Origin of the sequence: Prochlorococcus marinus subsp. marinus str. CCMP1375 (assembly GCF_000007925.1) — a bacterium.
GTDB lineage: Bacteria > Cyanobacteriota > Cyanobacteriia > PCC-6307 > Cyanobiaceae > Prochlorococcus_E > Prochlorococcus_E marinus.
The window spans coordinates 1472888-1494173 of record NC_005042.1; the positions used below are offsets into that span (position 1 = coordinate 1472888).

Here is a 21286-nt window from a genome sequence, read left to right on the forward strand (position 1 = left end):
TGAGGCAAAGCATCTAATTTATGAATCACCAATAACTATTATGTCTTTCAAAGAAAATTAAATGGCTCAATCATTTCGGATAGAGAATGACAGTATGGGCACTATAAAAGTGCCAGATCAAGCGCTATGGGGCGCCCAAACACAAAGATCTCTCATTAATTTTGCCATTGGGCACAATAAAATGCCCATGAAGCTTATATATTCAATTGTTCAAATCAAAGCTTCTGCAGCGATAGTCAATTGCCGATTAGGAGTACTGGATAAGCAAAGGAAAAATTTCATCCTTAATGCTTGTAACGAAATTAGTAATGGAATGCATGATGAACAGTTTCCATTAAGCGTTTGGCAAACGGGAAGCGGGACACAAACAAATATGAATGTCAATGAAGTAATTAGCAATATTGCATCCCATTTAAATGGCAATAAATTAGGTAGTCATGAACCATTGCATCCAAATGATCATGTCAATCGCTCACAATCAACCAATGATGTATTTCCCGCTGCAATTCAAATCGCTACTGTTCAAGAAATCTTAGAGAATTTATTGCCGGAGCTAGATCAATTAATTGAAACTTTTGACAAGAAAATTATTAAGTGGAATCGCATTATTAAAACAGGGCGTACCCATCTTCAAGATGCTGTGCCGCTAACCTTGGGGCAAGAAGCCTCCGCATGGAAGGAACAACTTATTGCATCTCGTAATCGACTCAACAAAAGCTTAAATGAACTTTACCCTCTTCCGTTAGGAGGGACTGCTATAGGCACAGGGCTCAATGCACCAGCAAAATTCGATAAAGAAATTGCTCTTGAGATTGCAAAGTCAACTAGAAGCCCCTTTGTTTCAGCACAAAACAAGTTCGCCATTATGGCAAGCCATGATGCATTAGTCCATACAATGTCTCAGTTGAAACTATTAGCTGTATCACTATTTAAAATAGTTAATGATCTACGCCTTTTATCCTGTGGGCCAAGAGGAGGGCTAGGAGAACTAAGGCTTCCAGAAAATGAGCCCGGGAGTTCGATAATGCCTGGGAAAGTCAACCCAACACAATGCGAAGCAATGGCCATGGTTTGCACGCAAATCATGGCACTTGATTCAGCCGTGACTATGGCAGGTAGTGGTGGGCATTTACAAATGAATTCGTACAAACCTTTAATCGCGTTCAACCTTTTAGAAAGTATTGATCTTCTTAGCAGTGCTTGTAAAAGTTCTCGTATTTTAATGATAGAAGGAATTGAACCTAATTTAGAAAAAATCCAGAACAGTCTTCAAAATTCTCTAATGCTTATCACAAGCTTGACTCCGATAATCGGTTACGAAAAAGCTAGTAAGATTGCACAATGTGCTCATGAAAAAGATATCACGCTTAAAGAGGCAACAAAATTATTGGGTTATCTTAACGAAGACGATTTTGATCGTATTGTCAATCCACAGTCGATGACTGGTATGGAGAACTAGCTGATTTTTATTAGTTATCTATTATCTTTAGATAATCTTTCAGTCGCCGGGTTTAAATTATTTTCTCTTTCCATTTCTTTATTTAAAAGGTCTTCCGCCTCACGAACTGGAAAACGATTAAGTCCTTTTAAAGCAATAGCAGCATTCCTCTTAAGCTGTTTACTTATTGCCACGCAATAAGGCAACTGTGCGAGCAAATCAATAGTACGTCGCATTATTCTAACAACATCTCCCTCATCTAAAGACGTATTAGCTATTAAATCGCTCCATGTTATTCCGTTTGCCCATTTCTCAACCAAGCCCATTAGTTCAGGTTCAGACCAAACTGGAATTTCTAACTTCAGCTGCTCTTGAGAACGTAATAATTCACGGCGAATACCTGAAAGATCATTTAGGGCTTCCATAGATTCAGGTGACGGGGAAAATCCAGACCATAAATCATGCCGATTAGTCTCAGTACTAATCGCTTGCAGAACAGCTGCCAAGCTTGAAGGTGACAATTCATCTAAATGGCCACTCATTAATGCAAGTCCCAGCCATAGTTCATTATCTCCTCTTAATGCACTTACTGTTTTACCTATATCTGTATGGTCAAGCTCATCAAGGCATCCAAAATATTGCAATATTTCCATTAGCAATAAGAAAGTATCCCAATGACGGTTAGCTCGATGATGTATCAATTGCTGTCTTTCTTTTATTTCAAATTCAAGTTCTTCCATTTTTCGTCGATGCTTCTTCAATTTTTTTCGATCACCCCATTGATGGGCAGGTAATTTAATCAAATATTCTTCCAATTCTTTTACTAAATTCGCTTGAACTAAAACCTCGCCAGCAAGATCATATTGGGGTGTAACCATATCATGTATCTTGGCAGTCTGAGCGACAACCATAGAGATATCATGACTATATTGATCGCCGTATACTATTTCACCTATATGCTTAAGAGTTGGTGCAACAACAGACTTCACGTCTAAGCAACTCATCTCTGTATGAAGCGCCACGACAGACTTACAAGGAATTAAAATCCATATATTTTCATCAGTTAGGCATAAGAGTAGAGGTAGATTACTTATTCCCTCATATTTATCGATAATTACAGCTGGTATAACTCTTCCTTTCAGAGAAGAGATCTTAAAACTAATGAGAGATCCTACACTTACGAACTGTAAAGCCAAGGTAAGTTCATTCATAAGAGTATCTGCTGCCTGTTTCTGTAAAATTCTAAGTAGTCTTCTTTCTTCCTTTAATCGACTCCTCTGTTTCTCATAAACTTCAAATTCCCTCCAGGGAACATCACCTGCAATAGATTGCAGTTTACCTAATTGATCCCGTAATTGATCAAGCAGCTCTTCATCGTCAAATAAATCTAAGCTAGCCAAATAACATCCGAAACTCCGCTGAACTAATTCCCGTGACTTCTCCAGATCATAACGTTGCAAAAGATTGAGCACCATCCCATAGCTTGGAGTGAATTGACTAATCAAGGGATTAGCTGCCGAGGTTGCAAGCTGACCTGCTTCACGAACACCTTCAAAACGACTTTGGACAGTAACTACGTCACCTTGTGAATCGAGACCTCTTCGCCCTGCTCTACCAGCCATCTGCAAGAATTCACTACCCATAAGTTGCCTATGACCATTTTCAGTTCGTTTAGATAGCGAAGAAATAACCGTACTACGAGCTGGCATATTTATTCCTGCTGCCAAGGTCTCAGTAGCGAAAACAGTCTTCACCAAACTTTTCTGAAATAATTCTTCGATCAACTCTTTCCATGCAGGCAATACACCTGCATGGTGTGAAGCAATTCCGCGTTTCAAAGCATCGACATGTATGCCATGGCGGACTCCTTCTGGATTCTCTTTAAGATATGTATTTAGACGAGTTTCAATTATCCTCTTTTCTTTAATAGAAACTAAATCCACCTTCCCAAGGTCTTTTACAGCCTTATCACAACCACGACGACTAAAGATAAAGTAAATAGCAGGAAGCATTTCTCTTTCCGCCATTTTCTCAATCACAAAACTGATTGGAGGTGCATCTGGCTGCAATGGTTTATTAGATCGACTCTTACGCTTTTGCCCCTTTGGAGGTCTCCAAACCTTGCAATTGGGATGCAATCCAGTTCGAGACTCATTAAGCAAAGGGTGTAATCCCTTTGCGCTACAAAAATTAAAATTTAACGGAACTGGGCGAAAGTCACTAAATATCAATTTCGTAGGCCCGTGAACCTTCTGTATCCAATCTGTAAGCTGACCAGCATTGGCAACAGTTGCTGATAATGCAACTAGTTGAACAGATGAAGGGCAATGAATGATCGACTCTTCCCAAACAGTTCCTCGTTGGGAATCGTTCATATAATGACACTCATCTAACACAACTGTTTCCACCTCATCCAATGGATCATCCCTTTCATCTACTTCTGCATAAAGCATATTTCTGAAGATCTCTGTAGTCATTACAGTTATTGCTGCTCCTCTATTAACGCTTAAGTCACCTGTCAAAAGACCAACATTTGCATAACCAAACTGATTACGAAAATCACGGAGCTTCTGATTAGAAAGGGCTTTTAAAGGTGTTGTATAAAAAACTTTTTGTCCATGAGAAAGAGCACGATAAATTGCATATTCACCAATCAATGTCTTACCAGACCCAGTAGGGGCGCTTACTACAACCGAATGCCCTTGATTCAAAGCATCAATAGCCTCAAGCTGGAAATCATCCAGAGAAAATGGGAAAATATTCTCTAGATCCAAATCATCATCAAAAGTCGTGTTAATCACCTCCCGGCTCATCTAACTAATCCTAATGAGACAATTAAGTCCTCTCATCTAATACTTCTATCTCAAGAAAGGGATCAATATGAGAAATATCAAAAATCCCTTAATTCAATCTTCAAAATAAATGTATGAAAAAGATTCCTAAAACAAGGATACGCAAGATAAGGACTTGGATCCCTAAAGCAAAAGCTGGCAGATTACTTGAAAATATTAATGACAAACAATTTAGTTCTCTCCTTGATCTTGCAAGCAATGATTATTTAGGGCTAAGCCAACATCCAAACCTCATAGAAGCAGCAAAGGAAACTATGATTGCTGAAGGATTAGGAGCTGGGGGCTCAAGGCTTGTAACTGGCAGTAGGCCTATACATCAAGCACTCGAGAAAGAACTTAGTCAATGGTTGAATTTTGAAAGTGTATTACTTTTCCCTAGTGGATTCCAAGCTAATTTGGCTGCAGTCACAACTTTGGCAAATCGTAAGACTCCTGTGATAGCAGACAAGTTAATTCACCATTCCTTATTAGTAGGGATCAAAGCCAGCGGGGCAAAACTCAAGCGTTTTTCTCATAACGACATTAACGATCTAGAAAAACTTATCAAAATAAGTTTGAAGGAAAGTCCTACTCAAACACCTCTAGTAATAACAGAAAGTGTTTTCAGCATGGAAGGAAGTAGTCCTGACTTAGAAAAAATAGGAGAGCTATGTAACAACTATCATGCAATGCTATTAGTTGATGAAGCTCATTCTCTTGGTGTGATGGGGGATCAAGGGAGAGGGCTTTGTTATGGACTCAAGAATCCAGTCACAATGATAAGCGGGACCTTTGGGAAAGCCTTTGGAGGTGGAGGAGCCTTTTTAGCAACAAGCGATTTTTATGGGGAACATATAGTTCAAACAAGTGGTGCATTTCGTTACACAACAGCACTTGCCCCGCCACTAGCAGCCGCAGCTTTGGAAGCCTTAAAACTTATCAAAGACAATCCAGGTTGGGGATTAGCTCTTCAGAAGAAATCCAGTTTATGGAGATCAACACTAATAGAGCATGGATGGAATGTTCGTATAGGTAATAGTCCCATCATTCCTCTTGTCCTTGGCAGTGATGAAGAATCTTTAAAAAAACAAACTGAACTTGAGGCTAATGGCATATTAACTGTTGCTATAAGACCTCCTACAGTTCCAGAAGGTACCTCTAGATTAAGAATTGTAGTAAGAAATAATCTGCCAGGAGAAGTATTAGAACAGCTATTATTTTATCTTGGCAAAAAAGTATGAACCAAATTATCGCGATGCATGGTTGGTGTAGCGATAGCAGCTATTGGAATAATTGGCATAACCACTTCAAATCAAAAGGATGGTTATGGAGGAATGCAGAGAGAGGTTATGGACATATCGAAACTTACGAGCCTTCATGGCAGGAGAGTTCACTCTATGGTCATAGCTCCAAAAAGATTCTTTTCTGTCATTCTCTTGGTTTACACTTAATCTCAAGACAAGTTCTTGAGAAAGCTTCTGAAATTGTACTATTAAACAGCTTTAGTCGTTTTATTCCAAACAGCAAAGAGCGAAGAGCTGTACTTACAGCTTTAAACGGAATGCAAAAACACATTGGAAAGGACACAGAGAAAATTATGTTGTCAAAATTTTTTCAAAAAGCAACTAGTCCGTATAACAAGCCACTCTTATTTCATGATCTCCTTAAAGGAGGAATCTCTGTCACAGGACGAAAACAACTAAAAGAAGATTTAGATCTTCTTATAAACACTAATAAATTGCCTGATGGTCTTAATAAACACGCAAAAGTTCTAGTCATAAATAGTGAAAAAGATGAAATCTTATGTACTACTACAAGCACATCACTGATAGACGACCTTAATCAACATCTCCTAACACCATCTGTAAATTGGAAAATAAAAAATGAAGGCCATTTTATACGGCTAAAGATTCTCATTGAGAAAGTAAACAACTGGTTAATCTCAGGATAATGTCAACAAACTGGCAAAAGCTTGTAATTCAAAACTTTGATGAAGCTTCATCCAAATATAACAACTCAGCAAATCTGCAAAAGATTTTTGCAGCAAAATTAGCAGCTCAATGTTCCAAAAAAGTTATAAATTCTGGGGTATGGGTTGATTTAGGTTCTGGGACTGGTCTACTTGCAAATGCTCTAGAAAAAATAAATCCTAATCAATCTGTTATTAGAGTCGATGGTTCTCCAAGAATGCTCGCAGAACATCTTCCGAATAAATCAACACAACTCTTTAACCTCAACTATGGCCTGCCAAAGTGGGAAAACCCTCCAACATTAATTGCTTCAAGTTTTGCATTGCATTGGTTAAAGGACCCTGAAGAAAGACTAATGGAGTGGTTTTCTGCCCTTGCCCCTGGAGGCTTGCTAGCTATAGCATTACCAGACGAAGCAAGTTTCCCTGAATGGCATGAAGCAGCAAAAAAAGCAAAAGTTGCATGCACAGCAATGAAATTCCCTTCTCACAATGCACTAACTAATCTAGTCAAAGCAGATAACATCATATTTCAACAATTAGAAAGCTTTACTCAAAAAGCTCCGCGAGTTACTTCTCTATTAAAACCATTAGTTAATATCGGAGCCCAAACAAGTCATCATCCAGCCCTAAATATTTCTCAATGGCGACGACTTCAACAATCGTGGCCAATGGTTGAGTCCAACCGCACATACAACTTAACTTGGTTAATACATATACTTCTAGTTAAAAAATGAACATAAAATCATTGAAAGTAGTCGTTTGTGGAACAGATACAGATGTTGGAAAAACTGTAGTAAGTAGTCTTTTAGTGCAAGGGCTATCAGGAGTTTACTGGAAGCCTATTCAAAGTGGCTTGGAAGGAGGAGGGGATACAAACCGAGTATGCGAGCTACTAACTCTTCCGAAAGAACGGTGGATTCCTGAAAAGTACAAATTCAAAGCAGCTGTTTCACCTCACTGGGCAGCTGAACAAGAACATATAATCATCAAACCTAATTTACTCAAAGTACCTCTTGTCAACCAATCTCTGATCATTGAGACCGCTGGAGGAGTTATGGTCCCATTAACACGACAATATCTACAAATAGATCTACTAAAGGAATGGATGTTGCCAATCATAATAGTTGCACGAAGTGGATTAGGGACACTGAACCACACACTTCTATCAATTGAGGCATTAACAAAAAGGAAAATTCCAATCCTAGGTCTCATCATCAATGGTCCTTTGCATAAAGACAATCCAAAAACCTTAGAACAATTTGGAGGCGTACCAGTAATTGCTCAATTGCCAAAGCTTGCAAGTCTTTCGGCAAGTAGTCTTGCTAAAGAGTGGCTAAAACAAGATATAAGAAACCGCTTGGAGCAATTATTAGAAACTACTAACAGGTGATTCCTGCTATTCAATAGTTAATGTCATAAAATAGTTTTCTGAGAATTAAGTAAAAGCTCTAATATAAATCAATAAACTATTAACAAGTTAGAGTAATGATTAAAACAATTAATGTAGCTGTATCAATCAAAGAATCCAAATGTTAAGTTCATATTGAAAAGCATTAAGCTTATCATTTTTTTCTATCCTCCTAACTGAATTACTTTACTTCTGAAACATGAACAAATCTCAAAGGCAGCAATATGGATAAAGCTATGGATAATATTTTGTCATACCCAGAAAATTGGCATCAAAACATATGGCCTCCCTTCACACAGATCACCTCTTCGAGACCACCGCTACAGATTTCCAATGCTAAAGGATGTCTTATTTTCAAAGATAATGGGGAGCCAATTATTGACGCAATCAGTAGTTGGTGGGTGACATTACATGGTCATTCAGATCCATATATTGCATCAGCTATTTATAACCAAGCCAAGCAATTGGAACAAGTAATCTTCGCTGACTTTGTTCATCCTCAGGCTGAACTTCTTGCAAAGAGATTGAGTCAAGCGACTGGTCTTCAACGACTATTTTTTTCCGATAATGGATCAACTGCTGTGGAAGTAGCTCTGAAAATCGCCCTTCAATATTGGCATAATAAAGGAGAGCAAAGGCATCATATTATCGCCTTCGAAGGTGCTTACCATGGCGATACTTTTGGAGCCATGTCTGTAGGAGAGCGAAACTTATTCAATGAACCATTCAAAGAAATGCTCTTCCCAGTCAGTAGAGCTACGTGGCCATCAACATGGTGGGGAGATGAAGGAATTGAACGCCGAGAAGAAGAAGCTATAAAGAAACTTGAAATTATGCTTGAAAGGCCTACGGCAGCAGTAATCCTAGAGCCCCTAATTCAAGGTGCAGGTGGTATGACGATGGTGAGACCTGAATTTTTGCAAGCTGTTCAAGGAGTTGTTCGCCAAGCAAAGGCATTACTAATAGCTGATGAGGTTATGGTTGGCTTTGCCCGTACTGGATCTCTCTTTGCATCTCAGCGTGCCAAAATCTCACCTGATCTTATGGCTTTATCTAAAGGTCTAACTGGTGGCTTCCTCCCCATGGGTATCACTATGGCAAGTCAAGAGATCTATAACACGTTCCTTGGGAATGATCCGCAAAAAACTTTTTGGCATGGGCATAGCTTTACTGCCAACCCTCTTGGATGCGCAGCGGCAAATGCAAGTTTAGACCTTTTAGAACGCAATCCAACTGCCTATACCAATTTCGAGTCCCGACATCTTCCACATCTCGAACAACTTGTAAAACACCCAAAAATAAAAAAAATTCGACTTACTGGAACAATCGCTGCTTTTGATTTAAAAACAGATGGAAATGATGGCTATTTAAATAATACAGGCAAAGTCATAAAAGCCTACGCATTAGCAAATAATGTGTTTATCAGACCCCTAGGCAATGTAATCTATCTCCTCCCACCATTATGTATAAGTGATCATCAATTAGAACAGTGTTATAAGGTCATCAAATCCAGCCTTGATATCATCTAAGAATTCAAGGCCCATGCTTTAAAGCCGCTTCTACATCTTCTCGTGGTAGTCCATAGGGAAAGCCAAATTGACTTTTTTTCTCACCTTCACTCCAAACGACCATTAGCTCATCTTGTTCAATAACGATCTCAGCTGACCACTGAGGCATGATCCATCGCCAAAGGCAAGGGTTAATACTACTTTTTTCTGCCCCAAGACTTATTAGCCAATACTCAAGAGCTGTCAATGAATGTTGATTGAGAGGTGTTTTGGCTGATGGGAGAATCGACATCTCTTATTTGATAGGAAAGGGGTAGGACTAATGGATCTCTTATTCTTAACCAACTTGGAGCTACTTGCAATTCCTTACCATTTAAGAAAGCAACAACCACTCCTAACAACAAACTAATAGCAAGAGCAAGTCCTAAAAGAAACAAAGAAAGCAACTCCCCTCCTGATAGAGGCCTTCGGTTGCCATTATCAAGAACACTTTTGATTGCATTGTTTACTTCAAAATCTCTCTCCTTCAAAGAAACATCATTGATCAAGGTTTGTCTTTTTAGACTCTTGTCATAATTTTCTCTCTTTATAGGATCAGAAAGTAGTTCATATGCTTCACATACATTACGGAATTGACGTTCAGCTTCATCAATAGGAAGAATAGTAGTGTCTGGATGCAAAATCTTGCTTAAACGATGAAATGCCTTTTTAAGAGTCTGCAAATCAGCTGTTCTTGGGACTCCCAACAATTCATAATGGCTCTTAGGAATATTCAAAGCATCAATATCGTTAAAGATAAAAAGGCAAATAATTACTCAAGCTCAATTCTATACAAAAATCCTTAAAGCTATGACTAATCAAAAAAAGTTCAAACGTCAAGAAACACAAATTTGGCAACATTTGCAATGGGAGCCATCACCACAACAATTGGAACAATTCAATCAACTTCAATATCTATTAAGGGAATGGAATCAGAAAATTAATCTAACTAGATTAATTGAAGGCAATGATTTTTGGATCTCTCAAATCTTAGATAGTCTTTGGCCAATTCAAGATGAACTCAAATTTCAAGATAAGCAAATAAATATAATTGATGTTGGGACTGGTTGCGGGCTGCCTGGATTAGCAGTTGCAATAGCCCTACCTCGATCGTCTACAACGCTAATTGATTCAATTTATAGGAAAACATCTGCGGTTAAAGAAATTGTTAAAGAGCTTGGTCTTTTATCAAGAGTAAATGTTCTTACAGAACGCATAGAATTAACAGGTCAAAAGAAGCTGCATAGACACACGTTTGATTTAGCCATAGCTCGAGCTGTTGCAAAAGCTCCAGTATTAGCAGAGTATTTAATTCCGTTCTTAAAGCCAACAGGGCAGGCAGTTATGTACAAAGGGAAATGGAATGATCTTGAGAAAAAAGAACTTCTGAAAGCGCTTTCTAAATTGAAAGGAAAAATCGACACCACTAAGTCTCTTGAATTACCTGAGCGGCGAGGAATAAGACATGCTATTCGTATTAGCAGCACTATGCTTTGTCCAGGGAAATATCCAAGGTCTGTAGGTATACCTCTTAAAAGACCTCTAAACAATCAAACATCTGACAATCTTTGAACAGGAATCCCTTTAAACTTTTCGCGAAGTTCACGTAATCTTTCAACAATTTCATCAACCCAAGGACTAAGTTGTAGTGCTTCTTTAAGATCATCTACACTTACAGTATTATCCAGATTGTCACAGTTTGCACCAGGGAACCAATGGCTACCTCCACCTAGTAATCTATAGCGGGCTTTTGCATAGTCTTCCATACCCCAAGATATTTGAAGATTATATAACCATATCAATACAGGAATATTAATTTCTCCTGGAGTTTGATCCCATACTGGCAAGCCTTCTCTCCATGTGGCCATCCAGTCTTCTCCTAACGAGCTATTGGCGGCATCTAGTAGACGTTTTTTAATTCCAGGCAACACATGATGAGCTTGATCAAGTGTATCAACTGCATGAAGATGTAAAAGAAAATCTCTAATGTTAGATGCCCCAACGCTTATGGTATGAACTCTTGCATCACTTAAGCAAAATAAATCATTAAAAACAATTGGATGAAGTGGTGAACATAGTTTTAAAAGCTTTGCTGATGGGGTATGTAAATGTCCCCCTTTGTCAGTAGGGCTAATGATAAAAACACCTAAATCGAATTTTGCTGCCGCCGCCAATGCAGGTTCATTATCTTGAAAAATAAAATACCAATGCAGATTTATGTAGTCAAATTCATTTGTTTCAATCGCTTTAACTATTAAATCCGTAGGTCCATGCGTTGAAAAGCCAACATGTTTAATACGATCATTCCTCTGCCATCTGCGAACAACTTCTAGACATCCTCCTGGGCGAATGGTCTGATCCAAATGCTCTGGAAGATTCAAGCCATGTATTGCAAGAAGATCAATTTTTTTACATTGCAATTTTGAGTAACTCAGTTCAAGTTCTTTCTCAAACTCATTCGGGTCTTCTCTTGGTGGAATTTTTGTTTGAACAATTCTTTTAGAGTCCACAACCCTTTTCATAGCACTGCCGAGTTGCAGCTCAGAAGTCCCATAATGTCTGGCTGTTTCTATATGATGGAAACCATTTTTAGATGCAAATTTTAGAATTTCTTCTAAATTCATCTGACTATCATTTGTAACTTCTTTCATTGCGAGATCGCTCCAACTATGCTGAAAGCGCATGCCGCCTAACGACAAAACAGGGATATTCATTTCCGTTCGCCCGAATCGCCTACAAGGTAGTGAATCGCAATTATTGGAAATATTATTCACTGTCCCAAATTTTATTCATCTCAATGGTGGAAGTCCAAGCGGACGAATAGTTTTGGCATTTAACTGGGAACGCAAATCATCTAAATCCTCAAATTTCACCCAATCAATGCAATTAACTGGACAAGTATCTATAGCCTCTTGTATGACTTCGGTGCTATCACCATCTTGGCGGAATGCTCTAGCACGTCCATTGTCTGGCTCCATGGTAAAAGTATTTGTCGCAACGCAACTGCAATAAGTACAACCTATGCATAAAGATTCATCAACCCAGACTGCCTTCTTACGAAGAATACCCCCAAGGATAGGTTCTCTCCCATTAGGCTGATTATCTTCTAGAGCTGTTACCCTAAAAGCTATTGCAGGGTCATTGGTCAAAAAGTTAACAAATCAAGAGTCCCAACGTGTTACAACCAATTCAATAGAACCATCGATATGAGTTTTTCTTTCTGCAACCTCAAAACCTTCCTCTGCAGTTGCATCTAAAACCGTACTAAGAGCATATTGTTGAGTTAGCTTAGAAAGAAAACGGTCAAGCGGTATAGTCTGCTTCCAAAGATCTAAATCTGCTACTAGTTCATATGCTTTTGTATTTTGATTCCATCTAAAGCCTATGTCACCTCCTTCAGGCATTTTCACTGCCAATTCTGCTCGAACAGTCTGTCCTCTATAACCTCGAACCTTCTGTTCGCCTTCTTGAGGTATATAGCCCAATTCAAGCAAGGCCTTAAGAAGAGGCTCTTTCTTTCTTAATTGAGTTTTAACAGTACTGAAATGAGACATTAGGAGATTTTAATTTGATCTGGAAGTAATTGAGAAAGCTCTTCTGATGAAATGTAAGACTCAGAAGTTGGTTCCCTGTGTTGAACGGTGCCTAAGGCAGATTCAAGCTTTTCAGTGAGTTGAGCACAGGATTGACCTAGAACTCCTTCAACTGTCTCTTCAACAAATCCATCTTGACGAATCCTGAATCGCAAAGTGCGTTGAGGCATCAAAAGAAATTAAATGAATTAAATGATATACAAAAGCGAGCCAAATGGTTGTTTCAATTGATAGATGTAAACATTAAATTTAATAATCAAAGTAAAAGTCCATCTTCAACCAGAGTTTTTAATCGTTTCAGAACATCAGGAGACTGAATCTGTTCCAAGGCTATTCTGGCCTCATATCTTACTGAAGGCTCTAAATCATTCAGTAAAACAAGGAAAAGGCCTTCGGTTAATTCGGATTTCAATGATTGAGGAAGATTTCCATATAACCTTCCAAGTGACCAAATACAATTACTCCGAACTAAAGGTTCTTGATCAATTCTCAAACTAAGAAGCAATTCTAATACTACTTTTTTAGCTTTCTCAATAGAGCTGGAGCCTACTTCTGCAAGAGAACTCGCAGCCCATAATCTTACCGCCGCAACATCAGTATGTAACGATCTAAGCAATGGTTCCATTACTGGGGAGTTTGAATAATTGCCTAAACTCCATGCAGCAGCCTTGCGCACATAAGCATTACTATCATTTTCTAGCAACTGAAGCAACGTATCTACTGCAAGAGGCGAAGGGTTCCTTCCCAATGCATAAACAGCACTCATTCTCTCTACAGGGCAAGGCTCAGCCAACAAAGGAATTAATAAATCTATAGATCTGGGATCTCTATGCTCACAAAACACTCTCAAACCTTGTAATCGCTCTTCATGGCCTTGTTGCAGCCAATTTAATCCCAATTGACATTCATTTGAAACTTTAGTTTCATCTGAATCAAATGCTTCAATATCGATTTCATCTAATGGATCCCCTTGAACTTCTGCCGCCAACTCCTTTGCAAGAATATCCGGATCTATCGCAAGACTTCTTAGTCCTTCATCTGCTGAATTGAGGCGATCTTCTTTCATACTAAAGATATTAACCAGAGTAAGTAATTTCTGATTTATCAAAGGGGCGCAGGCGCCAACATATCCCCTGGGAGCCAAATACGAGCAGTAACTGCCAATAACGCGAGACCAAAGAGAGTCACTATAATTAAAGGCAAAATTGTTGTTCTTAGGAAGCTCAAGAGGAAGAACCTGTTGGAATCATTTTGCTTCAAATTCTCAAAAATTAAACCTTAACGCAATGAAAAAACGCTACTTAAAGATTTCCTTTTCATTGTAAAAAGACAAAAAACTGCTATCACCAAGCTTATCCAACCACCTCTTTCCTGATGAAATAAAAAAGCTCCACTTGCAAAAAGCATTCCAAAAAGCAAGCCCACACTAAGTAAAAAACGAAAAATCAATTCCTTCAAAGAATCCACAGGGACAATCTCAAAACGTTTTCTCAAACGTGCCCACCCTGGGCCTGGAGGCCTTACAAGACGAACAAATTTTTCCAACACTTCATCAGACTCCGGTGGCGTTAATGCTAAAGCAATCAACCAGACTATTGCAGTAAGAATTGTTGTTACCATGAGTTTAATTCCATAATCTTCAATCCGGAAAATTGGAACTACTGATGTTGTAAAGCCAATAAAAAAACCACAAATCATAGCCGCTAACTCTGATATTGCATTAATTCTCCACCAAAACCATCGCAAAACGAGTACAACACCTGGACCAGTCCCTATCGCTATAACAAGGCGAAATATTGATCCAATGCTGTCACTAATCAATGCAGTAATAATTCCCACAACTAAAAGTAATAAACATGTAATTTGACCCATGAGAATCAATTCTTTCTGACTTGCCTCAGGTCTTATGAATCTTTTATACAGGTCATGAGTTAAGTAACTAGCTCCCCAATTCAAAGAGGTACTTACTGTGCTCATGAATGCCGCGACCAGAGAGACTATAACGATCCCTAATACAACTGGTGGTAGATATTCAATTGCAAGGGTTGGATAACTAAGCTCCCAATCTTGCTGGGAAGGTAACAAAACCAATGCTGAAAGTCCAACAACAATCCACAACCAACTACGCAAAAGGTAATTAACACACAGGAATACCCATCCTGCCAATGTCGCCTGCTGCTCATCTTTTGTTGCTAGCAAGCGCTGAATAAATTCCCCCCCACCATCACTCCTTCTGAAACTCCACCACTGAAGAGATAAAAATGCAATAAAAGTAGCAGCACTTATACCAGCTTTACCAATCCATTGAAATCCATCTTGAGTCCATGTCCATGGGAAAATCGACAACAGTTCCGGTCTGTCTAATGCTTCTAATCCAGCAATCATTTGAGACATTCCACCTGAAGCATTGATGACCGTAAAAGCAAGAACAAAAGCACCTACCAGTGCCAATAGCAACTGAACAAAATCGTTTACAACAACTGCCCATAATCCACCTACTGCTGTATATACAAGCATGAAGAAAGCGACAATCAAAAGAAGCAAGAATGTATCAGTCACAGATCCAATTACACGATGTCCATCGACCATTCCAAGAGCTTCTGCAACCTTTCTCATTGCTAGAAAAGCATATCCAATACCAATACAATTAATAGGGACAGAAAGCAAAAAAGCCTTAATTCCTCTTAACCAAGCAGCAGCAGACCCCCCATAACGCAATTCAGTAAAAGCAGCATCAGTCAAAACACCGCTACGTCTCCACATAGGTGCAAAAACAACTGTCATAGCAACATGAGCCAATCCAAAACTCCACCACTCCCAATTTCCAGCAAGCCCTCTAGTCCCAACTAAACCAGCAACATATAGAGGTGTATCGATTGAAAAAGTTGTTGCAGCCATTGAAGCTCCAGCAAGCCATCCTGTTAATTTGCGGCCAGCAATAAAGTAATCATCTTCACTATTATTTCTACGAGATAGAACAAGACCTAAGAAAAGTGAAAGCATCAAATAAAAGCTCAAAACCATCCAGTCTATTAATGCCATGAAGTGTTTGATTTTTGTTGATAGTTCTATTTAAACGTTTTCTGACGATTTTACATATTCATACTTCTAAGTTGTCCACATGCAGCATTCTTATCTAAACCTCGACTTGCACGCAAGCTAACTACGATTCCTCTTTTTTGTAATGTCTTAATAAATATATTGACACGTTGATTGCTAGGACGTTGAAAAGACTCACCATCTATGGGGTTATAGGCAATTAAATTGACATGGCTCTGAAATCCTCCAACAAGATCAGCTAACTCTTCCGCATGTTCAATATGATCATTCAAATGACCTAAGAGAATATATTCAAAGCTGACTCTCCGACCTGTTAGATCTAAATAGTGACGACAGTCTTCTAATAAAAGTTTTATAGGATAATTTTGTGCTGAAGGAATCAATGACTCACGTAATTTTTGATTTGGGGCATGCAAACTTAATGCAAGTGTAAATTGAACACTCCCTAGGAATTGAAGCGCAAGCTCTGCAAGTTGAGGCAAAGTATTCTTTACCCCCACAGTGCTAACAGTTATTCGACGTTGTCCAATACCTAAATCTTTATTTAAACAACAAATAGATGATAGTACTTCTTCAATATTCAAAAGTGGCTCACCCATTCCCATGAACACAACATTGGAAGGGCTTCTATTAAAGGCTTTTTTTACCGCAAAAACTTGCGCTACAATTTCATTGACTTTCAATGATCGCTTAAGGCCATCTTTACCAGTTGCACAGAATTGACATCCCATTGGGCAGCCAATCTGGCTAGAGACACAAATCGTCAATCGATTCCCTGAAGGAATCCCCACTGTCTCAATAATCTCACCATCGCCTGTAGATAATAATAATTTAATAGTTCTATCACCAGCTATAAATCTATTTACTTCTACAAGTCCTCCAACCGATATACCTTTTTGAATTAAAGAATTTCGCCAAGCCTTGGGCAAAACAGTTATATCATCAAGATTATCTACTCCCTTTTGATATAGCCATTGATGTAATTGCCGTCCTCTATACAAAGACTCACCATGATCTAAAGCCAACCTTTCGAGCTGACTAAGATCTAGACCAAGTAACTGAATCTTATGACTTTCCAATATGTCAAAAACTACCTAATAAGAATTCCATGGCCTAATTTGAACTCCACAATTACTAAAGCAATAAATCCAATCATTGCCCAGCGTCCATTTAGATTTTCAGTATGGTTGTGAAAACCATAGCTAGGCAATTTACGCTCTGGAATAATTTTCGGGTCGATCATTGAAGGTAGTAAATAACTTAAAAGCTTTTGAAATGGAGAAGTATTACTCGTCTGAGAGCAATCCCTCTTCTTGCAGACCTTCTAAAGCTGCAGGGTCTGGCGACTGATCCTCTTGGAAATTATCATCTCCACTTGGACGAGCAAATGCTGCAAAATTACTGGTAGAGGGGTCAATGCCATGTCGATTCCGAGTTGCCTCTAAATCAGCGTCACTCGGATCATCCAATACAGAAGTTAGATTTGCTGCCGCTGGTGAAGAAGGCATCTCGACCGTGTAATCAGGGCGAAGGTTTTGAATGCGACGATATCCTGCAGGATCTTCTGCCAAAATATCTGGGTGAGGTCCTGCCTCGGCACGCAATTCTTCTACAAAACCGCTAAATCCCGTACCAGCTGGAATCAAACGGCCAATAATGACATTCTCTTTAAGCCCTCTCAACCAATCAGATTTGCCTTCAATTGCAGCTTCCGTAAGAACTCTAGTTGTTTCTTGGAATGACGCTGCAGAGATAAAGCTATCTGTATTCAAAGAAGCTTTTGTAATACCCAATAAAACAGGCGTGAATTCAGCAGGCGCTCCTCCTGTAATTGAAATAGCTTGATTTGTATCTTCTACTTGTCGAATTTCTATCAACTCACCAGGCAAAAGAGTCGTATCACCAGCATCTTCAATACGAACTTTACTAGTCATTTGCCTAACAATTACCTCAATATGTTTGTCATCAATTGCTACACCCTGAGATTTATAAACATTCTGCACTTCAGTTACTAAGCGGTGTTGAAGTTTGGCTATTGCCTCTTGAGCCGCCTCCATAAGTGGCTTTCGATCACGAAGATCCCCAAAGAAACACTCTAATAATTCATGAGGATTAACAGGGCCATCTGTCAACAATTCTCCTGCCTTCACTTCCTGGCCATCACTAATCATAACATTCTTTCCAAGGAGAATTGGGTATTCCTCAATCAGGTCATCGCTTTCAATCACTTTTACTACTACCGAATCATCATCATCTCCTTGATTTATCTCTACAATTCCTCTTCTTTTACATAGTATCGCCGAGTCCCTAGGCCTTCTAGCTTCTAGCAACTCCTCAATTCTTGGAAGACCCTGTACAATGTCACCGGTTTTTTGTCTCTCGAACACCAAAAGTGCCAAACCATCTCCTCTCTGTACTAAATCACCATTCTTGACATGCAGAACTGAGTCTGGCGAGACCATATAAGGACGGCCTAATCTGAGGGTTACTTTATTTTCTTTGATGGCTTCAATCTCTCCACAACAATTTATAGGCTCTTCATTAGACAACAAATCGCCATCAATAACCCTTTGCCCTATTTTGACAACAGGCTTAGAAGCAGCAGTTAGAGTTACTGTATCTTCTTGACGCTCTACAATAAGTCTTCTAATAGGTTCATCTTCTTTCATCTCAGGTAATTGAACAATTCCTTTTTCCTTACATAGGATCTGCGTTGTTGCAACAATATCTCCAGCTTTTACAATCTGCTGATCTTTGACTTGCAACTCTGTATGAGTCGAACCATGACTTGAGTCGGAAATTGTGTCACGTCTAACAAGAATGCTTTCTAAAATAACTAGCCTTAATCTTTGAATTGTCTTAGTTGATTGATCTTCTGTTACTTCAACATCTACAGTCATTTGAGGTGTTGTATCAAATGTCTCTAAGATTAATTGTGTTTTAAGCAACTCGACTCCCTCTACAGACTTAATCAATTCGCCATCTTTATATCCAAGCCTTTGCGTAGCCTTCAAGCCTAAAGATGGCCCTTGTTGTTGGGTGACATGAGAAAGTTCTGGCAATTGAGCTTTATCTGGAATTGTATATTCTTCAACTGGTCTTAATAAAACACCTTTACCCTCAGTCGTTTCAATAGTCTGAACAAAGACCATTGCTTCTGGCTTTATTCCCTTTGCTATCGTCTCGCCAGGATTAACAATTTGTCCTTCATTATCAAAACGTTCCAAGATATTTGAATCAGTACAGAGATGAAATTCTCCACTCCTTACAATAATTTCTCTAAGGATGTCATTCTTTTGTGTGACTGTTACGATCCCAGCTGTTTGACTGAAAATATCCTTGACAACTTCTGTCCCAGCTTCAATCCATTGACGATCTTGAATCATTAACAAAGAAATATCCTTATTAATTTCATGGGTTTCCTGAGGAATCCATAACAAAGAACCTCCATTGCTTACTTCAAATCCATTTTTTGCTGATCGCGCTTTTTTGATGGCAAGACCAGGTGCATATTTAACCAAACCACCTGTCTTTGTTCTAAAACGATCATCAGACAACTCAGCAATTACTTCGTTGTTACCAATCTTGCTTCCAGGAATACTATTTATCCGATAGCGAGTACCATCATTTGCTTCAAGGTTCCATATTTCGCCTGAGTGATTAGACTCTTCAAGCAAGTTGTAATCCTTCAAAGTCATTGAAGTAGTTACTATCTGAACTTCTCGAGAATCTCCAATAGAATCACGAAGACGCACCTCACCACCAAATTCACTGGATTGACTAGCCTCAGCTAAGACTTTACCTGCTTGTACATTGGCATTACTTGCAATAACTGGTTTTGCATTAGGAGGAAGGTTATAGACATCACCAGCCAACACCCAAAGTCTCCCCAACCTCTGAGCCTTAAGGGTTATATTCCCTTGCCTATCAGTTACTTCTTTAGGTTGGATGGCTTCTTCATATCGAACTTGACCAGCCAAATCACATATCACATCTTTAGTGGCTTTTTCTACACTCTTCTTAATTGCACCAGCAGCTATTTGAGCCAGCGTCACATCAGCATCAACCTCTTGCCCGTCCTCTACAAAAATTAATGATCCACTAGAGATCTCTACCTTTTGACCCTTGCCTTTCTCAGTTGGCTTAATGTGCAAAAGGAAATCCACTTCAGCTTGCTGAGCTTCAACTCCATGAGGTGTCCTATAGCCTCGAACACGTGCTTTAGGGCCAAATTCAACTTTACCTGCAAGATTTGAGCGCACAACACCTGTTTCTGCTGTAGATACCCCCCCTGTATGGAAAGTTCTCATTGTCAACTGTGTACCAGGTTCACCAATTGACTGTGCAGCAATAATTCCAACAGCCTCGCCTAAATCAACTAATTGATTATGTGCCAGAGCCCATCCATAACACTTCCTACATACAGAACGAGTTGCCTCACAAGTCAATGGAGAGCGAATCATTACACCATTGACGTTTGCTTTTTCAATCTTCTTTGAAAGTTCTGGATCGATTGCAGTATCACGTTTGGCAATAACAGCATCTTCTTGATCCACAATATCTTCAGCAACTAAACGCCCTACCAATCGATTCCCAAAACGACCATCTTCTGCATTAATCAAAATTGCTCTAGTAGTCCCGCAATCTTCCTCACGGACAATTACATCTTGTGCTACATCAACTAGGCGTCTGGTTAAATAACCAGAATCTGCTGTCCTCAAGGCAGTATCAACTAAACCCTTACGTGCGCCATAGGAGGAGATTACATATTCAGTAACTGTAAGCCCTTCTCTAAAATTAGTACGAATAGGCAAGTCAATAATCTCACCTTGAGGGTTAGCCATCAATCCTCTCATGCCTACCAATTGACGGACTTGTGACATGTTTCCCCTTGCCCCAGAGTTTGCCATCATCCAGACAGAGTTCAGTGGATCATTGTGATTGAAATTCTTTTTAACCGCATCAACCAGACGCTCATTAGTTTCAGTCCATGTATCTATGACCTTCGTATGACGTTCTACTTCTGTAATCTCACCAAGTCGATAACATTCCTCAGTAGCAGTGATTTGCTCCTCTGCCTGTCCTAGTAAGTCTTGTTTAGCTTCAGGTACTTTTAAGTCATCTACAGAGATCGAAACTGCTGCTTGTGTTGCATATTTAAATCCAAGATCTTTTAAGTTATCTGCCATTGCTGCTGTAACAGCAGTTCCATGATTTTTAAATGCCCATGCAACTAATTGCTTCAGAGATTTCTTATCAACTACACAATTCCTAAAAGATGGAGGTGTTTTTGAAAGAGGTGGAATAACATTTTTTGAGCGAGCAGCCTTTTTTTTCGAACCTTTTCTTTTGCTGGAAGATTTGCGAGATTTTGGAGAGGTAGAAGTCATTGATAATGCCTAATCAGTTTTGAGAAATAAAGTGGTTAAAAGAAAGT

General features: G+C 39.1%; 19 protein-coding genes. 7 read left to right on the forward strand and 12 right to left on the reverse strand.

Annotated features, from left to right (window positions below):
* Nucleotides 1-61 precede the first annotated feature (61 nt).
* Complete coding sequence (locus PRO_RS07930) at nucleotides 62-1459, forward strand: class II fumarate hydratase (protein ID WP_011125770.1); 1398 nt, start codon at nucleotides 62-64, stop codon at nucleotides 1457-1459.
* A gap of 14 nt (nucleotides 1460-1473) precedes the next feature.
* Here the strand turns inward: PRO_RS07930 and PRO_RS07935 are convergent, their stop codons facing one another.
* Nucleotides 1474-4251, reverse strand: a complete 2778-nt coding sequence (locus PRO_RS07935) for a DEAD/DEAH box helicase (protein WP_011125771.1) — start codon at nucleotides 4249-4251, stop codon at nucleotides 1474-1476.
* Nucleotides 4252-4364: 113 nt separating this feature from the next.
* Between PRO_RS07935 and PRO_RS07940 the strand changes: the two genes are divergently transcribed.
* The 5 genes from PRO_RS07940 to bioA all read left to right on the forward strand — a co-directional run bounded on the left by PRO_RS07940 (nucleotide 4365) and on the right by bioA (nucleotide 9178).
* Nucleotides 4365-5510, forward strand: coding sequence for an aminotransferase class I/II-fold pyridoxal phosphate-dependent enzyme (locus tag PRO_RS07940; RefSeq protein WP_011125772.1), 1146 nt, complete (start codon nucleotides 4365-4367; stop codon nucleotides 5508-5510).
* Nucleotides 5507-6220 carry an alpha/beta hydrolase gene (locus PRO_RS07945; RefSeq protein WP_011125773.1) on the forward strand — a complete coding sequence of 238 codons (714 nt, stop codon included), beginning with the start codon at nucleotides 5507-5509 and terminating at the stop codon, nucleotides 6218-6220. The genes PRO_RS07940 and PRO_RS07945 overlap by 4 nt, the downstream gene beginning before the upstream one ends.
* A complete protein-coding gene (locus PRO_RS07950) occupies nucleotides 6220-6975 on the forward strand; it encodes a methyltransferase domain-containing protein (protein ID WP_011125774.1) in 756 nt (251 codons plus the stop codon). Before PRO_RS07945 ends, PRO_RS07950 begins: the two co-directional genes overlap by 1 nt.
* On the forward strand, nucleotides 6972-7631 hold the full coding sequence (bioD, locus tag PRO_RS07955) for a dethiobiotin synthase (protein ID WP_011125775.1): 660 nt from the start codon (nucleotides 6972-6974) through the stop codon (nucleotides 7629-7631). Before PRO_RS07950 ends, bioD begins: the two co-directional genes overlap by 4 nt.
* Before the next feature lie 242 nt (nucleotides 7632-7873).
* Nucleotides 7874-9178 carry an adenosylmethionine--8-amino-7-oxononanoate transaminase gene (gene bioA / locus PRO_RS07960; protein WP_011125776.1) on the forward strand — a complete coding sequence of 435 codons (1305 nt, stop codon included), beginning with the start codon at nucleotides 7874-7876 and terminating at the stop codon, nucleotides 9176-9178.
* Nucleotides 9179-9182: 4 nt separating this feature from the next.
* Here bioA and PRO_RS07965 read toward each other — a convergent pair whose 3' ends face one another.
* Nucleotides 9183-9404, reverse strand: a complete 222-nt coding sequence (locus PRO_RS07965; RefSeq protein WP_036892512.1) for a DUF3143 domain-containing protein — start codon at nucleotides 9402-9404, stop codon at nucleotides 9183-9185.
* Complete coding sequence (locus PRO_RS07970) at nucleotides 9391-9933, reverse strand: J domain-containing protein (RefSeq protein ID WP_011125778.1); 543 nt, start codon at nucleotides 9931-9933, stop codon at nucleotides 9391-9393. Before PRO_RS07970 ends, PRO_RS07965 begins: the two co-directional genes overlap by 14 nt.
* 73 nt (nucleotides 9934-10006) lie before the next feature.
* Here PRO_RS07970 and rsmG point away from each other — a divergent pair, with 73 nt between their 5' ends.
* Entirely contained in the window at nucleotides 10007-10768 is a 762-nt protein-coding gene (gene rsmG / locus PRO_RS07975) for a 16S rRNA (guanine(527)-N(7))-methyltransferase RsmG (RefSeq protein WP_011125779.1), read from the forward strand.
* Here the strand turns inward: rsmG and PRO_RS07980 are convergent.
* From PRO_RS07980 to PRO_RS08020, 9 genes are all read right to left on the reverse strand, one after another.
* Nucleotides 10747-11910 (reverse strand): aldo/keto reductase, encoded by a 1164-nt coding sequence (locus PRO_RS07980; protein WP_052039736.1) that lies wholly within the window; start codon nucleotides 11908-11910, stop codon nucleotides 10747-10749. The two genes, rsmG and PRO_RS07980, sit on opposite strands and share 22 nt — an antisense overlap.
* Nucleotides 11911-11985: 75 nt before the next feature.
* Entirely contained in the window at nucleotides 11986-12345 is a 360-nt protein-coding gene (locus PRO_RS07985) for a ferredoxin (RefSeq protein ID WP_011125781.1), read from the reverse strand.
* A 12-nt stretch (nucleotides 12346-12357) separates the two neighbouring features.
* Complete coding sequence (locus PRO_RS07990) at nucleotides 12358-12750, reverse strand: DUF1257 domain-containing protein (RefSeq protein ID WP_011125782.1); 393 nt, start codon at nucleotides 12748-12750, stop codon at nucleotides 12358-12360.
* Nucleotides 12750-12959: a DUF2997 domain-containing protein gene (locus tag PRO_RS07995; RefSeq protein WP_011125783.1), complete on the reverse strand. Its 210-nt coding sequence runs from the start codon at nucleotides 12957-12959 to the stop codon at nucleotides 12750-12752. Before PRO_RS07995 ends, PRO_RS07990 begins: the two co-directional genes overlap by 1 nt.
* Nucleotides 12960-13045: 86 nt before the next feature.
* Nucleotides 13046-13855 carry a HEAT repeat domain-containing protein gene (locus PRO_RS08000; protein WP_011125784.1) on the reverse strand — a complete coding sequence of 270 codons (810 nt, stop codon included), beginning with the start codon at nucleotides 13853-13855 and terminating at the stop codon, nucleotides 13046-13048.
* Between the two features lie 212 nt (nucleotides 13856-14067).
* A complete protein-coding gene (locus PRO_RS08005) occupies nucleotides 14068-15831 on the reverse strand; it encodes a sodium:solute symporter family protein (protein WP_011125785.1) in 1764 nt (587 codons plus the stop codon).
* A 50-nt stretch (nucleotides 15832-15881) separates the two neighbouring features.
* Nucleotides 15882-16928, reverse strand: coding sequence for a 23S rRNA (adenine(2503)-C(2))-methyltransferase RlmN (gene rlmN, locus PRO_RS08010; protein WP_011125786.1), 1047 nt, complete (start codon nucleotides 16926-16928; stop codon nucleotides 15882-15884).
* Nucleotides 16929-16939: 11 nt separating this feature from the next.
* Nucleotides 16940-17092, reverse strand: coding sequence for a high light inducible protein (locus tag PRO_RS08015; RefSeq protein WP_011125787.1), 153 nt, complete (start codon nucleotides 17090-17092; stop codon nucleotides 16940-16942).
* A gap of 43 nt (nucleotides 17093-17135) precedes the next feature.
* A complete protein-coding gene (locus PRO_RS08020) occupies nucleotides 17136-21239 on the reverse strand; it encodes a DNA-directed RNA polymerase subunit beta' (protein ID WP_011125788.1) in 4104 nt (1367 codons plus the stop codon).
* Nucleotides 21240-21286: the final 47 nt, after the last annotated feature.

Excerpts from the sequence above, each read along its gene's own strand:
- PRO_RS07930 (WP_011125770.1), top strand. The coding sequence starts at position 62 with ATGGCTCAATCATTTCGGATAGAGAATGACAGTATGGGCACTATAAAA.
- PRO_RS07935 (WP_011125771.1), bottom strand. The coding sequence starts at position 4,251 with ATGAGCCGGGAGGTGATTAACACGACTTTTGATGATGATTTGGATCTA.
- PRO_RS07940 (WP_011125772.1), top strand. The coding sequence starts at position 4,365 with ATGAAAAAGATTCCTAAAACAAGGATACGCAAGATAAGGACTTGGATC.
- PRO_RS07945 (WP_011125773.1), top strand. The coding sequence starts at position 5,507 with ATGAACCAAATTATCGCGATGCATGGTTGGTGTAGCGATAGCAGCTAT.
- PRO_RS07950 (WP_011125774.1), top strand. The coding sequence starts at position 6,220 with ATGTCAACAAACTGGCAAAAGCTTGTAATTCAAAACTTTGATGAAGCT.
- bioD (WP_011125775.1), top strand. The coding sequence starts at position 6,972 with ATGAACATAAAATCATTGAAAGTAGTCGTTTGTGGAACAGATACAGAT.
- bioA (WP_011125776.1), top strand. The coding sequence starts at position 7,874 with ATGGATAAAGCTATGGATAATATTTTGTCATACCCAGAAAATTGGCAT.
- rsmG (WP_011125779.1), top strand. The coding sequence starts at position 10,007 with ATGACTAATCAAAAAAAGTTCAAACGTCAAGAAACACAAATTTGGCAA.
- PRO_RS07980 (WP_052039736.1), bottom strand. The coding sequence starts at position 11,910 with ATGAATATCCCTGTTTTGTCGTTAGGCGGCATGCGCTTTCAGCATAGT.
- PRO_RS07990 (WP_011125782.1), bottom strand. The coding sequence starts at position 12,750 with ATGTCTCATTTCAGTACTGTTAAAACTCAATTAAGAAAGAAAGAGCCT.
- PRO_RS07995 (WP_011125783.1), bottom strand. The coding sequence starts at position 12,959 with ATGCCTCAACGCACTTTGCGATTCAGGATTCGTCAAGATGGATTTGTT.
- PRO_RS08000 (WP_011125784.1), bottom strand. The coding sequence starts at position 13,855 with ATGAAAGAAGATCGCCTCAATTCAGCAGATGAAGGACTAAGAAGTCTT.
- PRO_RS08005 (WP_011125785.1), bottom strand. The coding sequence starts at position 15,831 with ATGGCATTAATAGACTGGATGGTTTTGAGCTTTTATTTGATGCTTTCA.
- PRO_RS08015 (WP_011125787.1), bottom strand. The coding sequence starts at position 17,092 with ATGATCGACCCGAAAATTATTCCAGAGCGTAAATTGCCTAGCTATGGT.
- PRO_RS08020 (WP_011125788.1), bottom strand. The coding sequence starts at position 21,239 with ATGACTTCTACCTCTCCAAAATCTCGCAAATCTTCCAGCAAAAGAAAA.